The 16957-nt window shown below is 65.6% G+C and carries 10 protein-coding genes; 2 read left to right on the forward strand and 8 right to left on the reverse strand.

The window, feature by feature from the left end; genetic code table 11:
- Positions 1 to 10: 10 nt before the first annotated feature.
- Positions 11 to 766, reverse strand: a complete 756-nt coding sequence (locus tag RCP37_RS12290; protein WP_308483390.1) for a YebC/PmpR family DNA-binding transcriptional regulator — start codon at positions 764 to 766, stop codon at positions 11 to 13.
- 712 nt (positions 767 to 1478) lie between these two features.
- On the opposite strand from RCP37_RS12290, the gene RCP37_RS12295 reads away from it, so the two are divergent.
- Positions 1479 to 2432: a bile acid:sodium symporter family protein gene (locus RCP37_RS12295; RefSeq protein ID WP_308483391.1), complete on the forward strand. Its 954-nt coding sequence runs from the start codon at positions 1479 to 1481 to the stop codon at positions 2430 to 2432.
- Between the two features lie 140 nt (positions 2433 to 2572).
- Positions 2573 to 4801 carry an arylsulfatase gene (locus tag RCP37_RS12300; RefSeq protein WP_308483392.1) on the forward strand — a complete coding sequence of 743 codons (2229 nt, stop codon included), beginning with the start codon at positions 2573 to 2575 and terminating at the stop codon, positions 4799 to 4801.
- On the opposite strand, the gene RCP37_RS12305 is transcribed toward RCP37_RS12300, so the two are convergent.
- The 7 genes from RCP37_RS12305 to eccA form a co-directional block, all read right to left on the reverse strand.
- Complete coding sequence (locus tag RCP37_RS12305; protein ID WP_308483393.1) at positions 4798 to 5559, reverse strand: hypothetical protein; 762 nt, start codon at positions 5557 to 5559, stop codon at positions 4798 to 4800. The two genes, RCP37_RS12300 and RCP37_RS12305, sit on opposite strands and share 4 nt — an antisense overlap.
- A 127-nt stretch (positions 5560 to 5686) precedes the next feature.
- Positions 5687 to 6685, reverse strand: a complete 999-nt coding sequence (gene eccE, locus RCP37_RS12310; protein ID WP_308483394.1) for a type VII secretion protein EccE — start codon at positions 6683 to 6685, stop codon at positions 5687 to 5689.
- The gene (gene mycP, locus RCP37_RS12315; protein WP_308483395.1) at positions 6682 to 8100 is read right to left on the reverse strand and encodes a type VII secretion-associated serine protease mycosin; all 1419 of its coding nucleotides are present in this window, start codon (positions 8098 to 8100) and stop codon (positions 6682 to 6684) included. Before mycP ends, eccE begins: the two co-directional genes overlap by 4 nt.
- Entirely contained in the window at positions 8097 to 9488 is a 1392-nt protein-coding gene (gene eccD / locus RCP37_RS12320; protein WP_308483396.1) for a type VII secretion integral membrane protein EccD, read from the reverse strand. The genes mycP and eccD overlap by 4 nt, the downstream gene beginning before the upstream one ends.
- 40 nt (positions 9489 to 9528) lie before the next feature.
- The gene (eccCa, locus tag RCP37_RS12325) at positions 9529 to 13491 is read right to left on the reverse strand and encodes a type VII secretion protein EccCa (RefSeq protein ID WP_308483397.1); all 3963 of its coding nucleotides are present in this window, start codon (positions 13489 to 13491) and stop codon (positions 9529 to 9531) included.
- A complete protein-coding gene (eccB, locus tag RCP37_RS12330; RefSeq protein WP_308483398.1) occupies positions 13488 to 15110 on the reverse strand; it encodes a type VII secretion protein EccB in 1623 nt (540 codons plus the stop codon). Before eccB ends, eccCa begins: the two co-directional genes overlap by 4 nt.
- The gene (eccA, locus tag RCP37_RS12335) at positions 15107 to 16948 is read right to left on the reverse strand and encodes a type VII secretion AAA-ATPase EccA (RefSeq protein WP_308483399.1); all 1842 of its coding nucleotides are present in this window, start codon (positions 16946 to 16948) and stop codon (positions 15107 to 15109) included. Before eccA ends, eccB begins: the two co-directional genes overlap by 4 nt.
- Between the last annotated feature and the right edge of the window lie 9 nt (positions 16949 to 16957).

Raw genomic sequence — 16957 nt, forward strand, 5'->3', positions numbered from 1 at the left:
GAGGTAGCTCCTATTCGTCTTCGAGGGCTGCCAGTACTTCGTCGGACAGATCGACGTTGGTCCACACGTTCTGCACGTCGTCGTTGTCCTCAAGAGCATCAACCAACTTCAACACCTTGCGAGCCCCCTCAACATCGACCGGGACACTCACCGACGCCTGAAAACTCGCCTCAGCCGAGTCGTAATCAATCCCCGCCTCCACCAACGCACTACGCACCGCCACCAAGTCCCCCGGCTCCGAGATCACCTCAAAGCTCTCCCCCAAATCATTGACATCCTCAGCACCGGCATCCAACACCGCCGCCAACACGTCATCCTCAGTCAACCCATTCTTATCCAGGGTCACCGTGCCCTTACGACTGAACAGATACGCCACCGAACCCGGATCGGCCATCTGACCACCGTTACGAGTCATCGCCACCCGCACCTCACTGGCCGCACGATTGCGATTGTCGGTCAAACACTCGATCAACACCGCCACCCCATTAGGCCCATAACCCTCATAGGTGATCGTCTGGTAATCCGCCCCACCAGCTTCCTCACCAGCACCACGCTTACGCGCCCGCTCAATATTGTCGTTGGGCACCGAGTTCTTCTTCGCCTTCTGAATGGCGTCAAACAACGTCGGATTACCCGACGGATCCCCACCACCAACCCGCGCCGCAACCTCAATATTCTTGATCAACCGCGCAAAATTCTTGCCACGACGAGCGTCAATGACAGCCTTCTTGTGCTTCGTGGTCGCCCACTTGGAATGGCCGCTCATAACCCGCCCTACCTCACTGTTTCTGATGAAAAGTTCGCCCGGTGAGTCTACGCGGACGCTTCGGAATTACCTGCACATAAGGTGGCCAAACAACCGCTCGCTCGGGCTCGCCCGGCTTCGCTCCCCCTGCGGGCCTCACCGCTACTGATTCCGCTCAAAAGGATTCCAGCCTGTTCGCGAGGCCAGCCAGACGTAGCCAGCGTTAGCCCGCCTCGTCGGAATGCGAGCATCCGCCGGCCATTGCCGTCGCCTCTTTGGAACCGCCGCAATGCGCCGGCGCAACGATGCCGCACGGACACACCGGCACCTCCGTGCGGGACTGCAATGCGGGCGGACATCATTACCGTATCGCCGCCTCTCAGGTTATTGCGTTGGCGCACTGGCGATTACACCTCACCTCAAGTAACGCACCTGAGTATGACCCACCGTCTCAACGGCAAGGATCCGCCAAGGTGTGCGGCAACGCACAAGGCGGTCGGCATGGCGGACGTCCTGAGCGGATCGCGGTGACTCGTGTCGCCATCGACGATCGAGGTTCAGCGCCGAATCCGTTTGCTCAGCGCGTCGCCGGGGAGTCCCACCCGGCCTTGCGGGCACCCGGATCTGCGGACCGGATTTCGACCGGCTGCGGCAAGCTTCACTGCATCATCGCGCCGACGCCCGCGGACGCCCAAACGTCATGGCATCTGCGCACGAACACCGTGGAGCATTCATGGATAACCGGTTCTTCCCATTGGTCGTAGTGACGGCCATGCTCGCGCTGGGAATGACCCTCACGGTCGCCGACTTCCGGCGGGCCGCCGCACTGAAGCGCCCACTCGCGGTCGCCTTGGTCTGCCAGGCGGTGGTCCTGCCGACCTTCTGCCTGCTGATTGCCGAAGCATTCAACCTCCCGCCGAAGCTCGCGGTGGGGCTCATGCTGATATCCGCCGTCCCAGGCGGCCTGTTGGCCAATGTCTTCAGCCACTTGGTCAATGGCGACCTGGCGCTCAATCTCACGCTTACCGCGATCAACGCCGTGATCTCGATCGCGTCCCTGCCAGCGATCCTGGCATTCTCAATCAACTGGTTCACCGGCGAGGGCAGGACCATTCCGCTGCAGCTGGACAAGTTCGTCGCAGTGGTCGGACTGGTCCTGATCCCCACAGCAATTGGTGTCGGCATTCGCGAACGCTTCCCCGAGCTAGCCCGCCGCTTGAAGCGGCCAGTGCGAGTCGCCGCGGCCACGCTGCTGGTCGCGATCTCCATTGCCGCAATCGTCGGGGGGCAACCGACACTGCTCAACAACCTCGGCACACTCAGTGGCGCCGTCGTGTCCTTCGCCACCGTCAGCTTGACCGTCGGCTATCTGGTTCCTCGATGGATGAAACTCGCTCCGCGGCAGGCGATTGCCATCAGCCTCGAAATCGGGATGCACAACGCAATGGTGGCCACAGCGATTGCCCTGAGTCCGCAGCTCCTCGACAGCGCCGAAATCGGGACTGTGCCGGCACTCTACGGCGTCATCGCGCCCATCATCGCCCTGCTGCTTGTCGTCACGGTGCGCCGCTTCGATCCTGCATACCGCTCGGACCGCCAATCCGCTGCCGCCTCCGCTGCGGACCAGACGCTGTCACCGAAACCCGATGACGGTGCGCGGCCGGCCTCAGAAACGGTGGCCGGCTAGGCCGCTCCAGCCGGGTCGATTACAGCTCAAGTAGGGCGAATTACCCACTGCCCCGTGCGATCCGCAACATCGATTAATAGTGTTCTCAACAGACGCAGTCACTTGAGTACACGCAGGTCATAGCGAAAGGTGACACCGAGATGAGCCAGCCCCAGCGCCCCCCACAGGACGCACCCAATGTCGTGGTAGTCCTGCTCGACGACCTCGGCTTCGCTCAGTTCGGCTGCTACGGCTCGGACATCTCGACGCCGAACATCGACCGCCTTGCCGCCGGGGGGTTGCGTTACAACCGGTTTCACGTGACTGCCCTGTGCTCCCCGACCCGGGCGGCGCTGCTGACCGGCCGCAACCACCATGCGGTGGGAATGGGTTTCCTTGCCGATCTGCCCACCACGCATCCCGGTTACACCGCACACATTCCCCGCTCGGCGGCCACGCTGCCACGGATCCTGCGGGACGCGGGCTGGAGCACACTGGCAACCGGCAAATGGCATCTGGTACCGCGCGGTGAGCGTGGCGGAGCCGGGCCTTACGACCAATGGCCCCTGGGATTGGGGTTCGAACGCTACTACGGATTTCTGCGGGGCGACGCCAATCAATGGGCGCCGGAACTGGTTCGCGACAATTCGTTCGTCGAAGCACCTGCCCGGCCCGATGAGGGCTACCACCTGACCGAAGACCTAGCCGACGAAGCGATCCGGATGGTCCTCAGTCAACAGGCCAGCGCCCCCGGCAAGCCCTTCTTCCTCTACTTCACGCCGGGAGCGATGCACTCGCCGCACCACGTAGAGCGCTCGTGGGCTGATGCCTACGCCGGCAAGTTCGACATCGGCTGGGATCGCTGGCGCGACGAACTGTTCGCTCGTCAGGTGGAGTCCGGCGTAGTCCCGGCCACCACATCCTTGACCCCACGGCCGCCCTGGGTTCCGGCCTGGGACGATCTCAGCGCCGACGAGCGCCGTCTGTACGCCCGCATGCATGAGGTTTACGCCGGGTTCCTCAGCCACACCGATGCACAGATCGGCCGGCTGGTCGACACCCTCGAGCGCATCGGGGTGCTCGACAACACGTTGATCCTGCTGATGTCCGACAACGGCGCCAGCGCCGAGGGTGGGGTTTCCGGAACCGTCAACGAGCACCGCTTCACCCATCGGGTACGTGATGACCTCGCCGAGAACCTCGCGCAGCTCGACGAATGGGGCGGACCGCGCACCTATCCGCACTACGCGTGGGGCTGGGCGTGGGCCGGCAACACGCCATTTCGGTTGTGGAAGCGCTACACCTGGCTAGGCGGTACCCGCGTTCCATTCATCGCGCACTGGCCCAAGAAGATTCGTGAGGGCGGCGAGGTCCGTGGACAGTTCGCCCATGCGATCGACGTCCTGCCTACCGTGCTCGATGCGTGCGGCGTGGCCGTCCCGGACTCCGTCGACGGCATTGCACAACAGCCCGTCCAGGGGGCCAGCCTGCTGCCCTCGTTCACCGATCCTGCCGCCCCCAACCCGCGTTCGCTGCAGTACTTCGAAATGATGGGCTCGCGGGCGATCTTCGCCGACGGCTGGAAGGCGACCACCGACCACGTGCCGGTCGGTGTGATGGACGAGGACACACTGCTGACCGGAAGCCGCGACTTCGATACCGATCGGTGGTCGCTGTTCCGCCTCGACGAGGACTTCTCGGAGTCCGAAGATCTCGCAGACCAACATCCCGATGTAGTCGAGCAGCTACAGGAGCAGTGGTCGCAGGAGGCTGCCGCCAACAATGTCCTGCCGCTGCTTGACTCGCTGATCGGGCGGTTGGCTGCCGCAGCGCAGCCGCAGTATCCGGTTGGTCTGAAGGTCACGCTGTATCCGCAGGCCGGTCCAGTGCTCGATGAGGCGTTGCCGATGCTGGCCGGCGGTGGTCACATCCTCGCCGATGTGGATGTGCCGCAGCAGGATGCGGCCAGCGGGGTGTTGTTTGCCATCGGTGACCGCAACGGTGGCTTGGCCTCCTACGTCATCGATGGCAGGTTGCATGTTGCCGTCGCGCTGCCCAGCGGCACCCTGCAGCTGCAGTCCGAACAGCACGTGCCGCCCGGGCGTCACCTCATCGGCTGCGTTCTGCGCCTGGTGTCCGGGGGCGTCGCCGTCGATGCCGTCGTCGACGACACCGTTGTCGCGAGCACGACGACCGAACATGCGCTTCCGTTCATCTGGCAGCACGGTGGCACGCACCTCACCCTGGGCTATGACCGCGGCCTGCCGGTCGCCGATGACTACCAGCCGCCCTTCGCCTGGAATGGCTCGCTGCATGCCGTCCACGTGCAGGCCGGGCAGGCCGAACTCGACCAGATCGACGCGCTGCGCATCGCCCTGCAATCCGACTAGTCGCCGGCGAAGGCGAACTGGAAGCCAGTGAGTATTGCGTGTTTTGCGGTGATGTAGGCCGGGTTATTGGGATCCCTAGTCTGAATAGTGACCGTGGCGGCCCAGAGCCTGTTTGCACTGTCCTGACCCGCAACTATTAGGCAGGTAACCTCACGACTGTGAAGGGCCGCGGCGCTGGTGCCGTCGTCGGCGACGTTGTACGCAATGATAACGGCGGGATATCCGCAAACAACGCCGCGACTCTGGTCAAGAATGTCGGTGATGCTGGCGCTTTCCCATTCGAGTGCGTCTTGCGGAGTTCTGAGTCCGACCTTGTCAGTTAGGTTTTCAAGAGTCACAACGGTGTTCGGCACGAAATTGTAGGCACCTATTTCTCGGCCGACCGTCACCGCGCGAACTATTGGCGGCCTCGGCGGGCCAGCGGCGTCGAAGACCCAGCCGTTCGGTTGGGGCAGCGCCAGCCTGGGCTCGTCGGCGGCGCGGTGGTCCAGGTGGGCAAGCGGCACGGGGCTGGGCGCGCATTTGCTCGACAACGAGCTGTCAGACGCTTCGACAGCCGGCGCATGGACTCTGCGAATCACAATCAGCGCAGCGGCGACCAGCGCAGCGGAGGTCAGCGCAATGGCCATCGCGACCGCGACGGCAACAAGGGCCGCTGAAAGCGAACGGCGTGCAGGCTGGGTGGCAGCGTCACTTCGCGGCTGCTCTGGCGGTTCCTCAACGAATGGCCCTTGGCTGCCGGATGCTTGGCTCTCCATCGGCAAAGGATAGCCACCCCGCTTGCCTCCGGGGCCAGGGCCGACTGACTCGGTGGCCAGTCGTCGGACGAATGGACAGCCTCAGCAATGCATTCGGCGGCCCGTCGCAGACAAGGTCAACTGCTGTTCAGCCCAGGGTGGCACCAGCCGGCGAACGCCGGGCGGTGCTGCTGGGCCACCGGAGCCGTGTCAGCCAGTCGCGGGCCACGACGGCATGGCCGTCCAGGCGCTGCACCGATGACGGGTGCAGGGCCGCCACCGACGCACGTTGGGCTCCCGGTTGCGGACTCAATCCGGGCAGCGGTCCACCGGCGCCGGGTTGGGCTCCGGTGCGGAATGCGGCCGCGAACGCCAGCGTCTGATCGTCGCCGGAGCCGGCGACCTCCAGTGCGGTCCACGTTTCAGGTGCCGGGTAGGCCCAGACCTTCGCTAGCAGGTCCGCCAAGTCGTGTCCTGGTGCGAGCCGGTATGCGGCAAGGTGATCTCCGCTTTCCTGCACGATCCCGTGCCAGGTCTCGCGAGAACCTGCGGAGTCCAGTCGCGGGACATCGTCGGATTCGACGGCGCTGGCCGTCCAACCGGATTCCCGGAGGTGATCGGCGAGCCGGCGTGCCACGACTGCAGCGGTCTTGTCCAAGGGGATATCTGGGGAACGTGCTTGCAGCGCAGCGAGATTGTCGACGGCGGAGAAGGTCAGCCCGATCCACGTGGTCCGCTCCCGTACGCCGGCCTGGTCTCCGACGTCGCGGCTGGTGACCCGGATCGTGTCGGCCCGCAGACCGTAACGGTCCAGATAGCGGGCGATCAGGGGCAGCGGAAGCGCATCGATGTCTTCGTGCGGCGCCGCGACGCTCAGCAGCGCGGTGACCCGCGGGTCCGTGACTGTTCTGCGGGCCCGGCGTTCCCCGTGCTTACCGCGGTTGAGGGCCACCCGACGCCACAGCAGCGTTGTCAGGGGTAACCCACGCCACCGCGCCAACAAGACCGCTGCGACGGCGACGCCAATGCCCAGCACCCAACGCTCGCGTGCCGCGTGCCAGGGGTAGGCAGCGACCACGGCCACCGCAGCGAAAAGCACCACGGCGATTCGGGCGGTACCGGGCCAGGATGATCGGTGGGTACTCACAGGGCGGTCTCCTTTCTCCGGCGTGCCGCGATTGCGGCGGCGCCGACAGCCAATCCCAGCGCCGCTGCGCCGCCCAATGCGACGAGCTGCGGCGTGTAGTTCTTCGGTTCGGGTTGCGGAGGCGGGGCCACCCGTTTCAGCGGAACCGCGTCCGGGACGGATCCGGCCGGCAGCTGCCAGGTCAGCGCGGCCACCGGGTCAACGGATCCGGCACCAAGGATGTTGGACGGTGCGCGGGCCGTGTTGTGCGCAGTGGCGGTGAGTCGGTGGATCACCTGCGCCGCGCTCAGCTCCGGATACCGGCTCCGAACCAGCGCCGCGACGCCGGCCACATAGCCGGAGGCGTAACCGGTACCGCTGAGCGGCACCAATTTCTGCCTAGCACCGGGTAGCGCGTTGGCGAGGCCACCGTCATCGCGGTTACTCACCGACACGATGTTCTCGCCAGGTGCGGCGAGACCGACCCACGGCCCGGCCGTGGTGAATTTCGAGGGCTGGCCGTTGGGCGCCAGCGATGCCACCGACAGCACATAGGGCTGCCAGGACGACGGGATCGACACCGATGCAACGGTTCCCCAACTGCGCGGGTCGTCTGGTCGGCTCAGGTCGGTCAGCGGGTTGGACTGGCAACCGGTTCCACCGCCAACCGATCCGGTGGCGCCGCTGTCACCGGCCGCGGCAATCACGACGGCGTCCTTGTCGACCGCCGCATAGCGAATGGCCGCACCGAGTTCGGACTGGTCGACGTTGCGGTCGGCGGGCACGCAATGCACCGCAGAGACAGCTATCACCCGTGCACCCAGATCCGCGGCGTGCACGATCGCCCGACTCAGGGCCGTAACAGCCAAGGCCGCCTGCGCCAACTCCGGATCACCGTTGGAGGTTGCCGGTGTGATCTTTGCGGACGCGGCGCGCAGGGACAGCAGGCGGGCCGCCGGCGCGACGCCGGTGAAACCGTCGTCGCCGGGCTGGCCGGCAATGAGCCCGGCGACCAGCGTTCCATGCCCGTCGCAGTCGCTGAGGCCGTCGGTGGTGCCGATGTAGTCGCCACCGGGCTCAACGGCAGGAAGGCGCGGGCCGGGCCGCACCCCGGTGTCGATCACGGCCACGGTTTGGCCGTCGCCGCGAGCGAACTGCCAGGCCCCGGCAAGATCGATCTGCCGTTGCGCGGCAGGGGGATCCTTGAGATCGGTTCCGGCGATGATCTCGGTGGTACCGCACTCGCTGTTCTGCTGGGTGGCTTGCACCGGCCCCGGACTCCCGCTGGGCGGTACGACGCCCAGATCTACGGTCGGCGGGGTGATCGCCAAGACCAGCGGGGATGTCCACAGCGCCGCGACCAGGACCCCGGCGGCACCGCCGAGCCGGATCGCCCGGGAGTACCCGGGCGCCGGGCCGATTCGGGAACGGCTCATCGATCGAGGACCCAGGCGAAAATGCCGACCAGGTAGGCGATTACCGGTATCAGCGATGCGTCCAGACCCGAGGCAAGGAAGCCGACCAGGCGGCGCACCGGCAATGAATAGCTGTGCGGGTCGGCGACGGCCGGAAGCACGGCGGCCAACACCCATATCGACACCAAGCTGGCCAGCACCCCCACCGCGATCAGCGCGGCAAGATAGCGGCCCGTCACACCGTAAAACACCAGCAGCGCCACCGTCAGTAGGTAAGGCTGGGCCAGCAGCCAGGATTTGCTCGCGGCGGAATCCCACACCCGTGCGCGCAGTGCAGCGGCGACCGCATTGGCCACCACCACGTACCATCCCCACGCCGGAACCGTTTCGGGTTGCGCAGCAATCGCAAACGAGCCAAGAGCTCCAAGGAGCACGCCACCGGCGATGAATCCGGTTTGGTACTTCTCGCTGGCCTGTACCCGACGCGGCAGGTCCTCCAACACCCGCAGTGAAGGAGCTGCCGGGGTCGGATCTCCGGGCGCGGGGATGACCGGCAGCGGCAACCGTGCCCACAGTGCAGACAATTGCGGAGCCGAGACGGTGAGCAACAGGGCCAGCACGACCAGGCCGCCGCCGATGCTGCGCAGCGGCAGCGGCCACAGTGCCTCGACCGCTGCCGCCAGGGCAACGCCGCCACCGACCGCGGCTGTTGCCGTGAAGAATCCAAGGTCACGGTGTGAGCCGATGACGCGAATCAAGGACCACGCAGCAACGCCGGCGGCTCCCAGTGTCAGCTGTGCCGGCCCGAATTGCCCCGGCACCGCCAAAGCCAGTGCCGAGGCGATCGGCGCCAGCGCGGCGATGGACAACGCTCCGTCATACGGCGGGCGTGCGACGAACGCGGCGAGCACGGCAAGTACGGCGATCGCGCCGGCCGCGAACAGCCCTGCCGGCGCGCCGGTGACCACCCGATAGGTGACGGCCAGACCCGTTGCCGCCACGATCAATCCGACAGCGGCCGCGAGTGCTCCGGTCCCGATGTGCCGCGGCCCCCAGGGCTTTCGCCGGGAGGCCGAGAAGATCACCGCAGCATCTGCGATGTCTTCGACGATGCCGGGCGCCGAGGGCCCGGAGGGCACCGGCTGCAGGGCCAGGAGGTCCCCGTCGACCACGCCGACGGTGTCCAGGCTGGCATCCAGGCTGAACGGTGCGCCGCCGATCGGCGCAAGGCTGAGCCGGTCCGTGCTACCGGCACTGTCTTGAGCCTCGTCGGGAGCGGTTGGCACGACCAAGCGCTGGACGGTGGGCAGGATTTCGCGTAGCGGCAGGTCCGCGGGCAGAGCAATCTCCGTCAACCGGCTCTCGGCCAGGACAGCTATCCGCACGATCGGAATCACAGTGTTGGCCATCACGGGGTCCTCAACTTCAGAAGGGACATGGGTTCTTCTCCTAGCGCGTCAAGGTTTGGCTGAATTGCGGGTTGACTAGTTGTAGGTAGGTGGGTTCGTCGTTGTCGGCCAGCAGGATTGCTCGTCCTGCGGGTAGGCGTGCGAAGCGTTGGCCGCGGATCTTGCCGCTGTCGGCAGGGTTGCCTGAGAGCATCAAGGTGGTGGCTTGCAGGTCGTTGAGCCGGCGCAGTAGCGGGTTGGTCATCAACGCGTGCCCTGAGCCGGTGGCCCGTGCGGTGACGATGACCCGCAATCCCAGATCGCCTGCTTGCGACAGCAACTCGATCAAGGTGGTCCACGGCCGCTGCCCCGCATAGGGGCCGGTCAGGGCCGGGGTGTCGGGGATGGCATCAACATCGTCGATGATCAGGTAGTGGGTGTGCCCTTCATAGCTCCAGGAGGCCAGATCGGCCGCCGACAAGCCTGCGGGGGGCCGACGTGATCCGATCAACGCCGAGAGCCCGAGCATGGCCGGGATGACCCGATCCACATTCGCGGTGTACTCGTTGTCGGCGAACAACGGTTCGTCCACCAGGTGCAGGCGCCGATCCAGGACGGTGAACGCCACCTGATCAGCACTGGAATGCTCACGCACGGTGCGAATGATGTGCCGCAGCAAGGTGGTCTTGCCGGACTTGGCATCACCGAGCACCAGCAGCAGCGGGTTGGTAGTGAAGTCCACCTGCACTGGCGCCAGGTCCTCTTCGCGCACCCCGATCACCACATGATCGACCGCGGGATAGACCACACCCACTTCTTCGGGAGCCAGGTTGGTCGGCAACAACCGCACCGGCGGCGCCGCCAACCCCAGATGGCGGGCATTGATCGCCTCGATCTGACCCAGATCCGGTTGGGCGATCAAGAAATGCTCGGCGGCCATCGTCAAACCACGACCCGGCTGGTTGGCCGGCACCGCTTCGGCGGGCCGGGTCAACGCGCCGGCGACGCGCACGTTGCTGTCGCGGGCATCATGGAGCTTGAGCTCCAGACGCAATCCGAGCCCATCGCGCATCGCCAACGGCACTTCCAGCCAGCTCGGCGTGGTGACCACGACATGGATGCCGTAGGCCAGGCCGACGTTGACCAGTTCGGTGACCTTGGCCAACAGCGGGTTGCGGGTATTGAACGCATCGGTGTTGTCGCGGCTGAACGCATACAGGTTGTCGATCACCAAAAACACTTCGCCGTAGCCGTCGTTGAGCGAACCGATGCTGCCATCACGGAACGCTTCCCGGTGCTGACGGGCGGTCAACAACTGCTCGAGTTCGCCGAAGGTGCGGCGGATCTTCTCCGGTTCTAGACCCGAAGCCACACTGCCCACATGCGCCAGCCCTTCCAGGGCCCGCAACTGCCCGCCGCCGTAATCGAGGCAGTAGAAACTGACCTCCCGCGGCGAATGCAGGCTCGCGGCCGACAGGATGAACGTCTGCAACGCGGTGGTCTTGCCCGACTTGGGGCCACCATGAATCAGCAAGTTCCCACTAGCGGAGCGGGCATCAAAGACCAGCGGGTCGCGGCGCATCTCAAAGGGTTTGTCGATCTGTCCCAACGGCCACCGCAACGCCCGCTCGGAAATCCCGGCACCGGCCAACGTCGTGGCGAGTGGGATCGGCTCATCCAGGGGCGGCAACCACAACGCCGGGGCCTGGGGCCCGTAGTTCGCCAACTGATCACCGATCGTGGCGATCAGCTTGCGCGGCGGACCCAACACCTCTTCCTCGACCTCACCCACGATGGTGGTCTCCGCCCCGGCATCGACCACGCCAGCGGTAAACAGTTTCGGTTCGGGCAGCGCATGCATCACCACCGCCCGCGATTGGCGCGGCGGGTCATAAATCCCATCGACATAGGTGGAGCGGAACTTGATCGGCGCCGCCCCCGGAGCCGGCACCAAAAAGCCCTCACCTTTATGTTCTTTGCCCGACTCGATGTGATAGGCGTCCTCAACCCCGATGATCTGGCGAGACACACTCGGGCTCGCGACTTTCAACCCGATCCGATACGAGGTGTTCTTGTCGATGTCCTTGATCTTGCCCACATCCAACGTTTGCGACGCGAACAAGATATGGATGCGGAACGAGCGACCCTTACGGGCCACATAATCAAACAACTCGGCGTACTCGGGATGATCAGCCAACATCAACGTGAACTCATCGGCCACGATGAACAACGTCGGGATCGGCGCCAAATCATGGCCGGCCGCGATCGCCGCCTCATACTCGGTCACCGAGTTAAACGCACTGCCCTGAACCCGCCGGCCCGCCTCCCGCAGCAACAACTCCCGCCGCGCCACCTCACCACGCAACGTGTCGGCGAACCGATCCGCCAACGACTTCTTCTCGGCCATATTCGAGATCACCGCAACGACCTGCGGGAAATGCCGGAAAATATCCGCGCCGGCCTCACCCTTGAAGTCGGCGTAAATCACGATCAACCGATCCGCCGAATGCGTCGTCAACAACGACAACAAGATCGCCATCAACGTCTGCGACTTACCCGAACCGGTCATCCCGATCATCAACCCGTGCGGACCCATCCCGCCCTCGGCCTCATCCTTGAGATCGAAGAACAACGGCTCCCCGGTCGCGGTCACCCCAATCGGCACCCGCAACTCCTCCTCACGGCTACGCGGCGCCCACAACGCCGGCACATCCAACCGCGACGCATCCGCGATACCCAACAACGTGGTGAACGTCGCCCCCCGAGTACCGGCCGAGCGCAACCCGGCATGAGTGGGATTGGAATCCCACCGCGACAACCGCCGCGCCACATGCGCAGCCTCCGCAGCGCCGAGCTGGTCCGCAGCATCGACGTAGCGCTGCCAGCCGCCGGTCTGCCACCGATCAATCGAGCCGCCGCCGGCGCTGATCCGCAGGATCGGACGCTCCGGATCGGAATACTGCTCACGATTCGGCGCCACCACACTGCGCTGCACAACGGTCACCCCGGCCCGCGCGGCGCCCAGTGCTGAAGCCGCCACATCAAACTCCGGGTCATCGACGATCACCAACAAATGCCGACCCGACTCGGCCGCATCACCGGTAAACGGCGGGCGGGCCGCCAGCACCGGCGCCAACAATCCAGCGAGTTCTTCGGCGCTGGCCGCCAGGTAGCGGGCCGGGCCCACCCCATCGGCCTGGCCGGCGATGTCGGTGTGCGGCAACCACTTGCACCACGACCACTCTGGGCTCTCCAACTCCGGTGAGGCCAGCGCCACCCCGAGCATCGTCGGGTCATGCCAGGTCACGGCCTGGGCCACCCACGCCCGCAACGCACCGCGCACCTCATCGGCAGCGTGCTCGCCCTCACCCAGGACCGTGATCCGCGACAGTTTCGTCACATCCACACCGACGGGCACATCACGCACCGTGCGCTGGGTATCGAGCAAGCTACGCAACGCACTGTGCGACACCGGCTCCAAATCAATCTCATCCGCAGTGTCGCTCACCCGCACCGCACTGGCCAACCCCACCGCATGCCGGCCCGTGCGCACCACCAAGAAATCCTCATCATGAGGATCGCGCTCCCACTGGCGGCGCGAACCCGGCACCGCCGCCAAATCCGCCGGATCGGGATGCGACCACTCCGCAGCCGCCCGCTGCTTAGCCGCCGAACCCCGAATGTTGTCGCGAACCACCGACAGATACCGCAGGTAATCCGCCCGCTCGGCATCCACCTCAACGGTGCGGGCCTTCTTATCCCCGCCCCGATAAATCCCGGCCGCGGCCACCAACAACGCGAACGGGAAGAACAACATCACCGGAGACACCAACCGCATCCCCGTCGCGACCATGGCGATCACCATGCCCACGATCAGGATCACAATCACCACCGGCAACGCGCGCTGCAAAAACGACGCCGGAACCAACCGCGGCAACTCCGGCGGCGGCTCAATCGTGATCGTGCCCTTATCGGTCGGCGGCACCGGCAACCGGCGACGTGCCTCAAAAATCAAACGACTCATCGGGTCTCTCCCCCGTTAGATCCGGTACCCAGCTCAGCAGAGGCACGACGACCCGGACGCGAATCCGGCGCCAACCCGTCATGCGCCAACAACGCATCACCACGCGACAAGGTGGGTCCAAGGGCGAACTGCGAGAGCACCGACCACGGAATCGGCAGTGCCGGCTCGGTCAGGCCGAGTGCGGCGATGGTGTCTCCATCGCCACCAGTGGTGCCGGCCTCGGTGTTGATGCCATACCGCACACCGGTGTCCGAGATCCAGAACAGCGGGCCCGCAGTCGCGTTGGCCGCCGGATCACTGTTGACGCTCTGGGCGAAGTAGCCCGACCCCGGGGTCAGCGCGACGCGTGCGGCGGTGCCGCCCACTCCCGCGCCCACCAAATCCAGGGTGCGCACACCCTCACGCAACGGCAGCGTCGAACCCGACAACAACCTCAACGAACTCGTGCTCGCCCCAGCAGGCTTGCTCCACTGCGCGCACGTCACCGGCGCCGACACCGCATCAACCACCTTGACCGGCTGCTCCGGGAAACGCGACACATCCAACTGGTGCGAAACAGGCAGTCGCGCAACATCATCGGCACCCAACACCGGCGGCCGATCCAAACCCTGCGAATCAGTGTTACGCAACACCGCCGCCAACACACCAGAAATCGGCTGCAAGCCATCGGATAACACCGCGTAGTACCGCCGGGCGGTGTCAGAACTGTCGTCGATCTCGTGCGCCACGACCACAGAGCCGATGGAAACCGGCACCGGCAATGCGAACGGCAGCGGGTTCCCCGCATCGGGGATCACCGGCGCCACCAGGGCGGGCGCCTCCGGAATCACGTTGAACAGTCCCGAAGCGATCGGCCGAGGCTTGGATGCACCGGCATCCAGGCCCAGCGCGGCGGTGACGGCCCGATCGTCGAGGTCGATCCGGCTGCGCTTGCCGTCCCACAACAGCCAGGCACCGGCACCGTTGTCGACCAGCACCGCGTGCTGCGCTCCCAACGCGTCAGCGCGACTCCCGTCGGTGTCCAGCCGCCCGGCGATCACTGTCACGCCCGTGGCGCTGCCGGACGCCGCGTCGCACACCGTCCAGTTCGCGTCGGCGTCTGCGTTTTGCACCAGCCGCTCCGGCGCTCCCGGAATACCCAGCAGATTGCCACGCGGGAAGTTGTCCAACACGGCCGCTTTCACTGCTGTGGGATTCACCGGACGACCAGCGACCAGCCGCGCAGAGGTCAGATTCAGCACTGGGTGCAGCTCATCTCCGACCCGCACATAAAGCGCCGATGTGGACCGGTCAGCCAACACGGGATCGTTGCCGGCGGATCCACCCGGCCGAATCAAAGACAGCGCAAAGCTGCCGGCCACTCCGGTGGCCAACAGGACCACCCCCATCAACACCGAACGGGACTGGGTGCGCAGCGGCTCCACGAGCATCCGGGTGTCATGCAGAGCAAGGCCCGCGGAAATCCGCCGCACCAGGAATCGCCAGCCGCTGACCTGGTGCTTGGTGATAAAACCGCGCCGGTACTCGACTCGGTCGGGATTGTCGTTGACTGGGGTCCGCGACGCGAACGAGCGCCGCCCGTCTTCCGTCAGATCAGACCGGTCCGAAGGTGCGCTCATACCTTGGCCTCCAAGCCCAGGCCACGCAGCAACGGCGCCACCGAGTTACGAACGTCTTCGGCAGTAATGGTCATGAGCTCCTCATCAGTGAATGCCTCGCTGCCAGCTTGTTCGGAATGATCGAGCCGGAATTCGCGCTCCTCCTCGGAGCGTTCGACGAGGTTTCGTACGAACCGGCCGTTGCCGGCGATGTCCAGGCTGCGCCGTTCGACACCGTTGGCATCGGGGTGCGACGCAGCAGCCAGCTGACCGAACAGCGCCTGCAAGTCTTCTTGCGCGCTCGGTTCAAAGACGCTGTCCCGGTGCTCGGCCATCACAGTGGCGATCTCGACCAACTCGCCCGCTGTGTAGGACGGGAAGTCGATGCTGCGAGAAAAGCGTGACCGCAGACCTTCGTTGGTGTCCAGGAACCGGTCCAGGTCGGCCCGGTAGCCCGCGATGATCACCACCAGCCGGTCACGGTCGTTTTCCATCCGCGCCAGCAGGGTGTCGATGGCGATCAGACCGAAATCGTTCTTGGCGCCGGTGGCCACCAAGGCATACGCCTCATCGAGGAACAGCACACCATCAAGGGCGCTGTCGATGACCGCGTTGGTCTTGGCTTCGGTCTCACCGATGTGCTGACCGATCAGGTCGGCACGGTGCACCTCACGCACATTCTCTTTCTTCAGCAGGCCCAGGCCGCAGTAGATCTTGGCCACCACACGGGCGATGGTGGTCTTACCCGTCCCGGGCGGCCCGGCGAAGACCAGGTGATGGGCTCGTTGCGCCACGGCCAGACCGTGCTGCTCGCGCCGGATCGCCATCGCCACCGAACTTTTCAGCCGCTGCACCTGATCCTTGACCTCGTCGAGGCCGATGAACTCGCCGAGTTCACGCTCGGCCTCGGCCAGCAGCTCCGCCTTGCGCTCATGCGCGCCGGGATCGATGAAGTCGGATTCGTTCGGCTCGGTGCCGCGGTCCCACGGGTCGGTCCGGGCCTCGATCCGGGCCGCGGTGGTCGTGATGATCCCGAAGCTGTGGTCCAACAGGGCCTGCTGAACCTGCTCGTTCTCCGGGTTGGCGGCATAAAGGTCCTGCAAAACCTCAGCCGCGGTCTCCTCATCGTCTTGGGCCCGCAGGACCAATCCCTTAGCCAGGGCCCCGTCGGTGGCCGCGGCCGCGATCGGCCCTTCCGGCTCCTCCAGGTACGACAACGCAGGGGCGAACATGCCCAGCCGCGCCAGCGCACTCCCTAGGGCGATCTTGGCGGCGTGGGCGAACAAGTCGTCCAGCTCCGGGTCGTTGACGATCGGAGTCAACAGCTTCACGACATCCGACCACCGCTCGGCGCGGTAGTGGATCACCGTGGCGAGCCAGCGAGCATCGCGGAAACCCGGCCGGCGCTCGGCGATCTCGGTGACCAGTCGGTACGCCTCGCCATAGTGGCCGGCCGCGGTCAGCGCGCTGGCATAGGCCAGCTGGAAATCGTCGGGATCGGTGGCGCGGAACTGCAGGTACAGCCCTGTGTCGTAGTGGAAGCCCAGCGCACCGTGCTGCAGGTCGAGTTGCCGTTGCAGAGCACCCACTGTCAGCTCGGTGCGCCAGACCGCCTCCAATACCCGTGGCGAGGTATCGCCGGCAGCGGCCAGGCCCACCCACGCATCGCATTGATCGTGGGCGACACGGGTCAGCGCGGCGAAGCCCGCGCGGGCCGCGGCCAGGTCGGCGGGCCGTTTCCGACCGTGGACCGCGATACCCAGCGCTCGACTGCAGGTGGCGAACCGGCTGACGACGTCGGCATCCACCTTGGTTGTGCGAGTACGTGCCTCCAGCACGCCCACGTCACGGTTACTCATCCTCAAATC

The organism is Mycolicibacter sp. MU0102, from assembly GCF_963378105.1.
Classification (GTDB): Bacteria; Actinomycetota; Actinomycetes; order Mycobacteriales; family Mycobacteriaceae; genus Mycobacterium; species Mycobacterium holstebronense.

Excerpts from the sequence above, each read along its gene's own strand:
- RCP37_RS12290 (WP_308483390.1), bottom strand. The coding sequence starts at position 766 with ATGAGCGGCCATTCCAAGTGGGCGACCACGAAGCACAAGAAGGCTGTC.
- RCP37_RS12295 (WP_308483391.1), top strand. The coding sequence starts at position 1,479 with ATGGATAACCGGTTCTTCCCATTGGTCGTAGTGACGGCCATGCTCGCG.
- RCP37_RS12300 (WP_308483392.1), top strand. The coding sequence starts at position 2,573 with ATGAGCCAGCCCCAGCGCCCCCCACAGGACGCACCCAATGTCGTGGTA.
- RCP37_RS12305 (WP_308483393.1), bottom strand. The coding sequence starts at position 5,559 with ATGGAGAGCCAAGCATCCGGCAGCCAAGGGCCATTCGTTGAGGAACCG.
- mycP (WP_308483395.1), bottom strand. The coding sequence starts at position 8,100 with ATGAGCCGTTCCCGAATCGGCCCGGCGCCCGGGTACTCCCGGGCGATC.
- eccD (WP_308483396.1), bottom strand. The coding sequence starts at position 9,488 with ATGGCCAACACTGTGATTCCGATCGTGCGGATAGCTGTCCTGGCCGAG.
- eccCa (WP_308483397.1), bottom strand. The coding sequence starts at position 13,491 with ATGAGTCGTTTGATTTTTGAGGCACGTCGCCGGTTGCCGGTGCCGCCG.
- eccB (WP_308483398.1), bottom strand. The coding sequence starts at position 15,110 with ATGAGCGCACCTTCGGACCGGTCTGATCTGACGGAAGACGGGCGGCGC.
- eccA (WP_308483399.1), bottom strand. The coding sequence starts at position 16,948 with ATGAGTAACCGTGACGTGGGCGTGCTGGAGGCACGTACTCGCACAACC.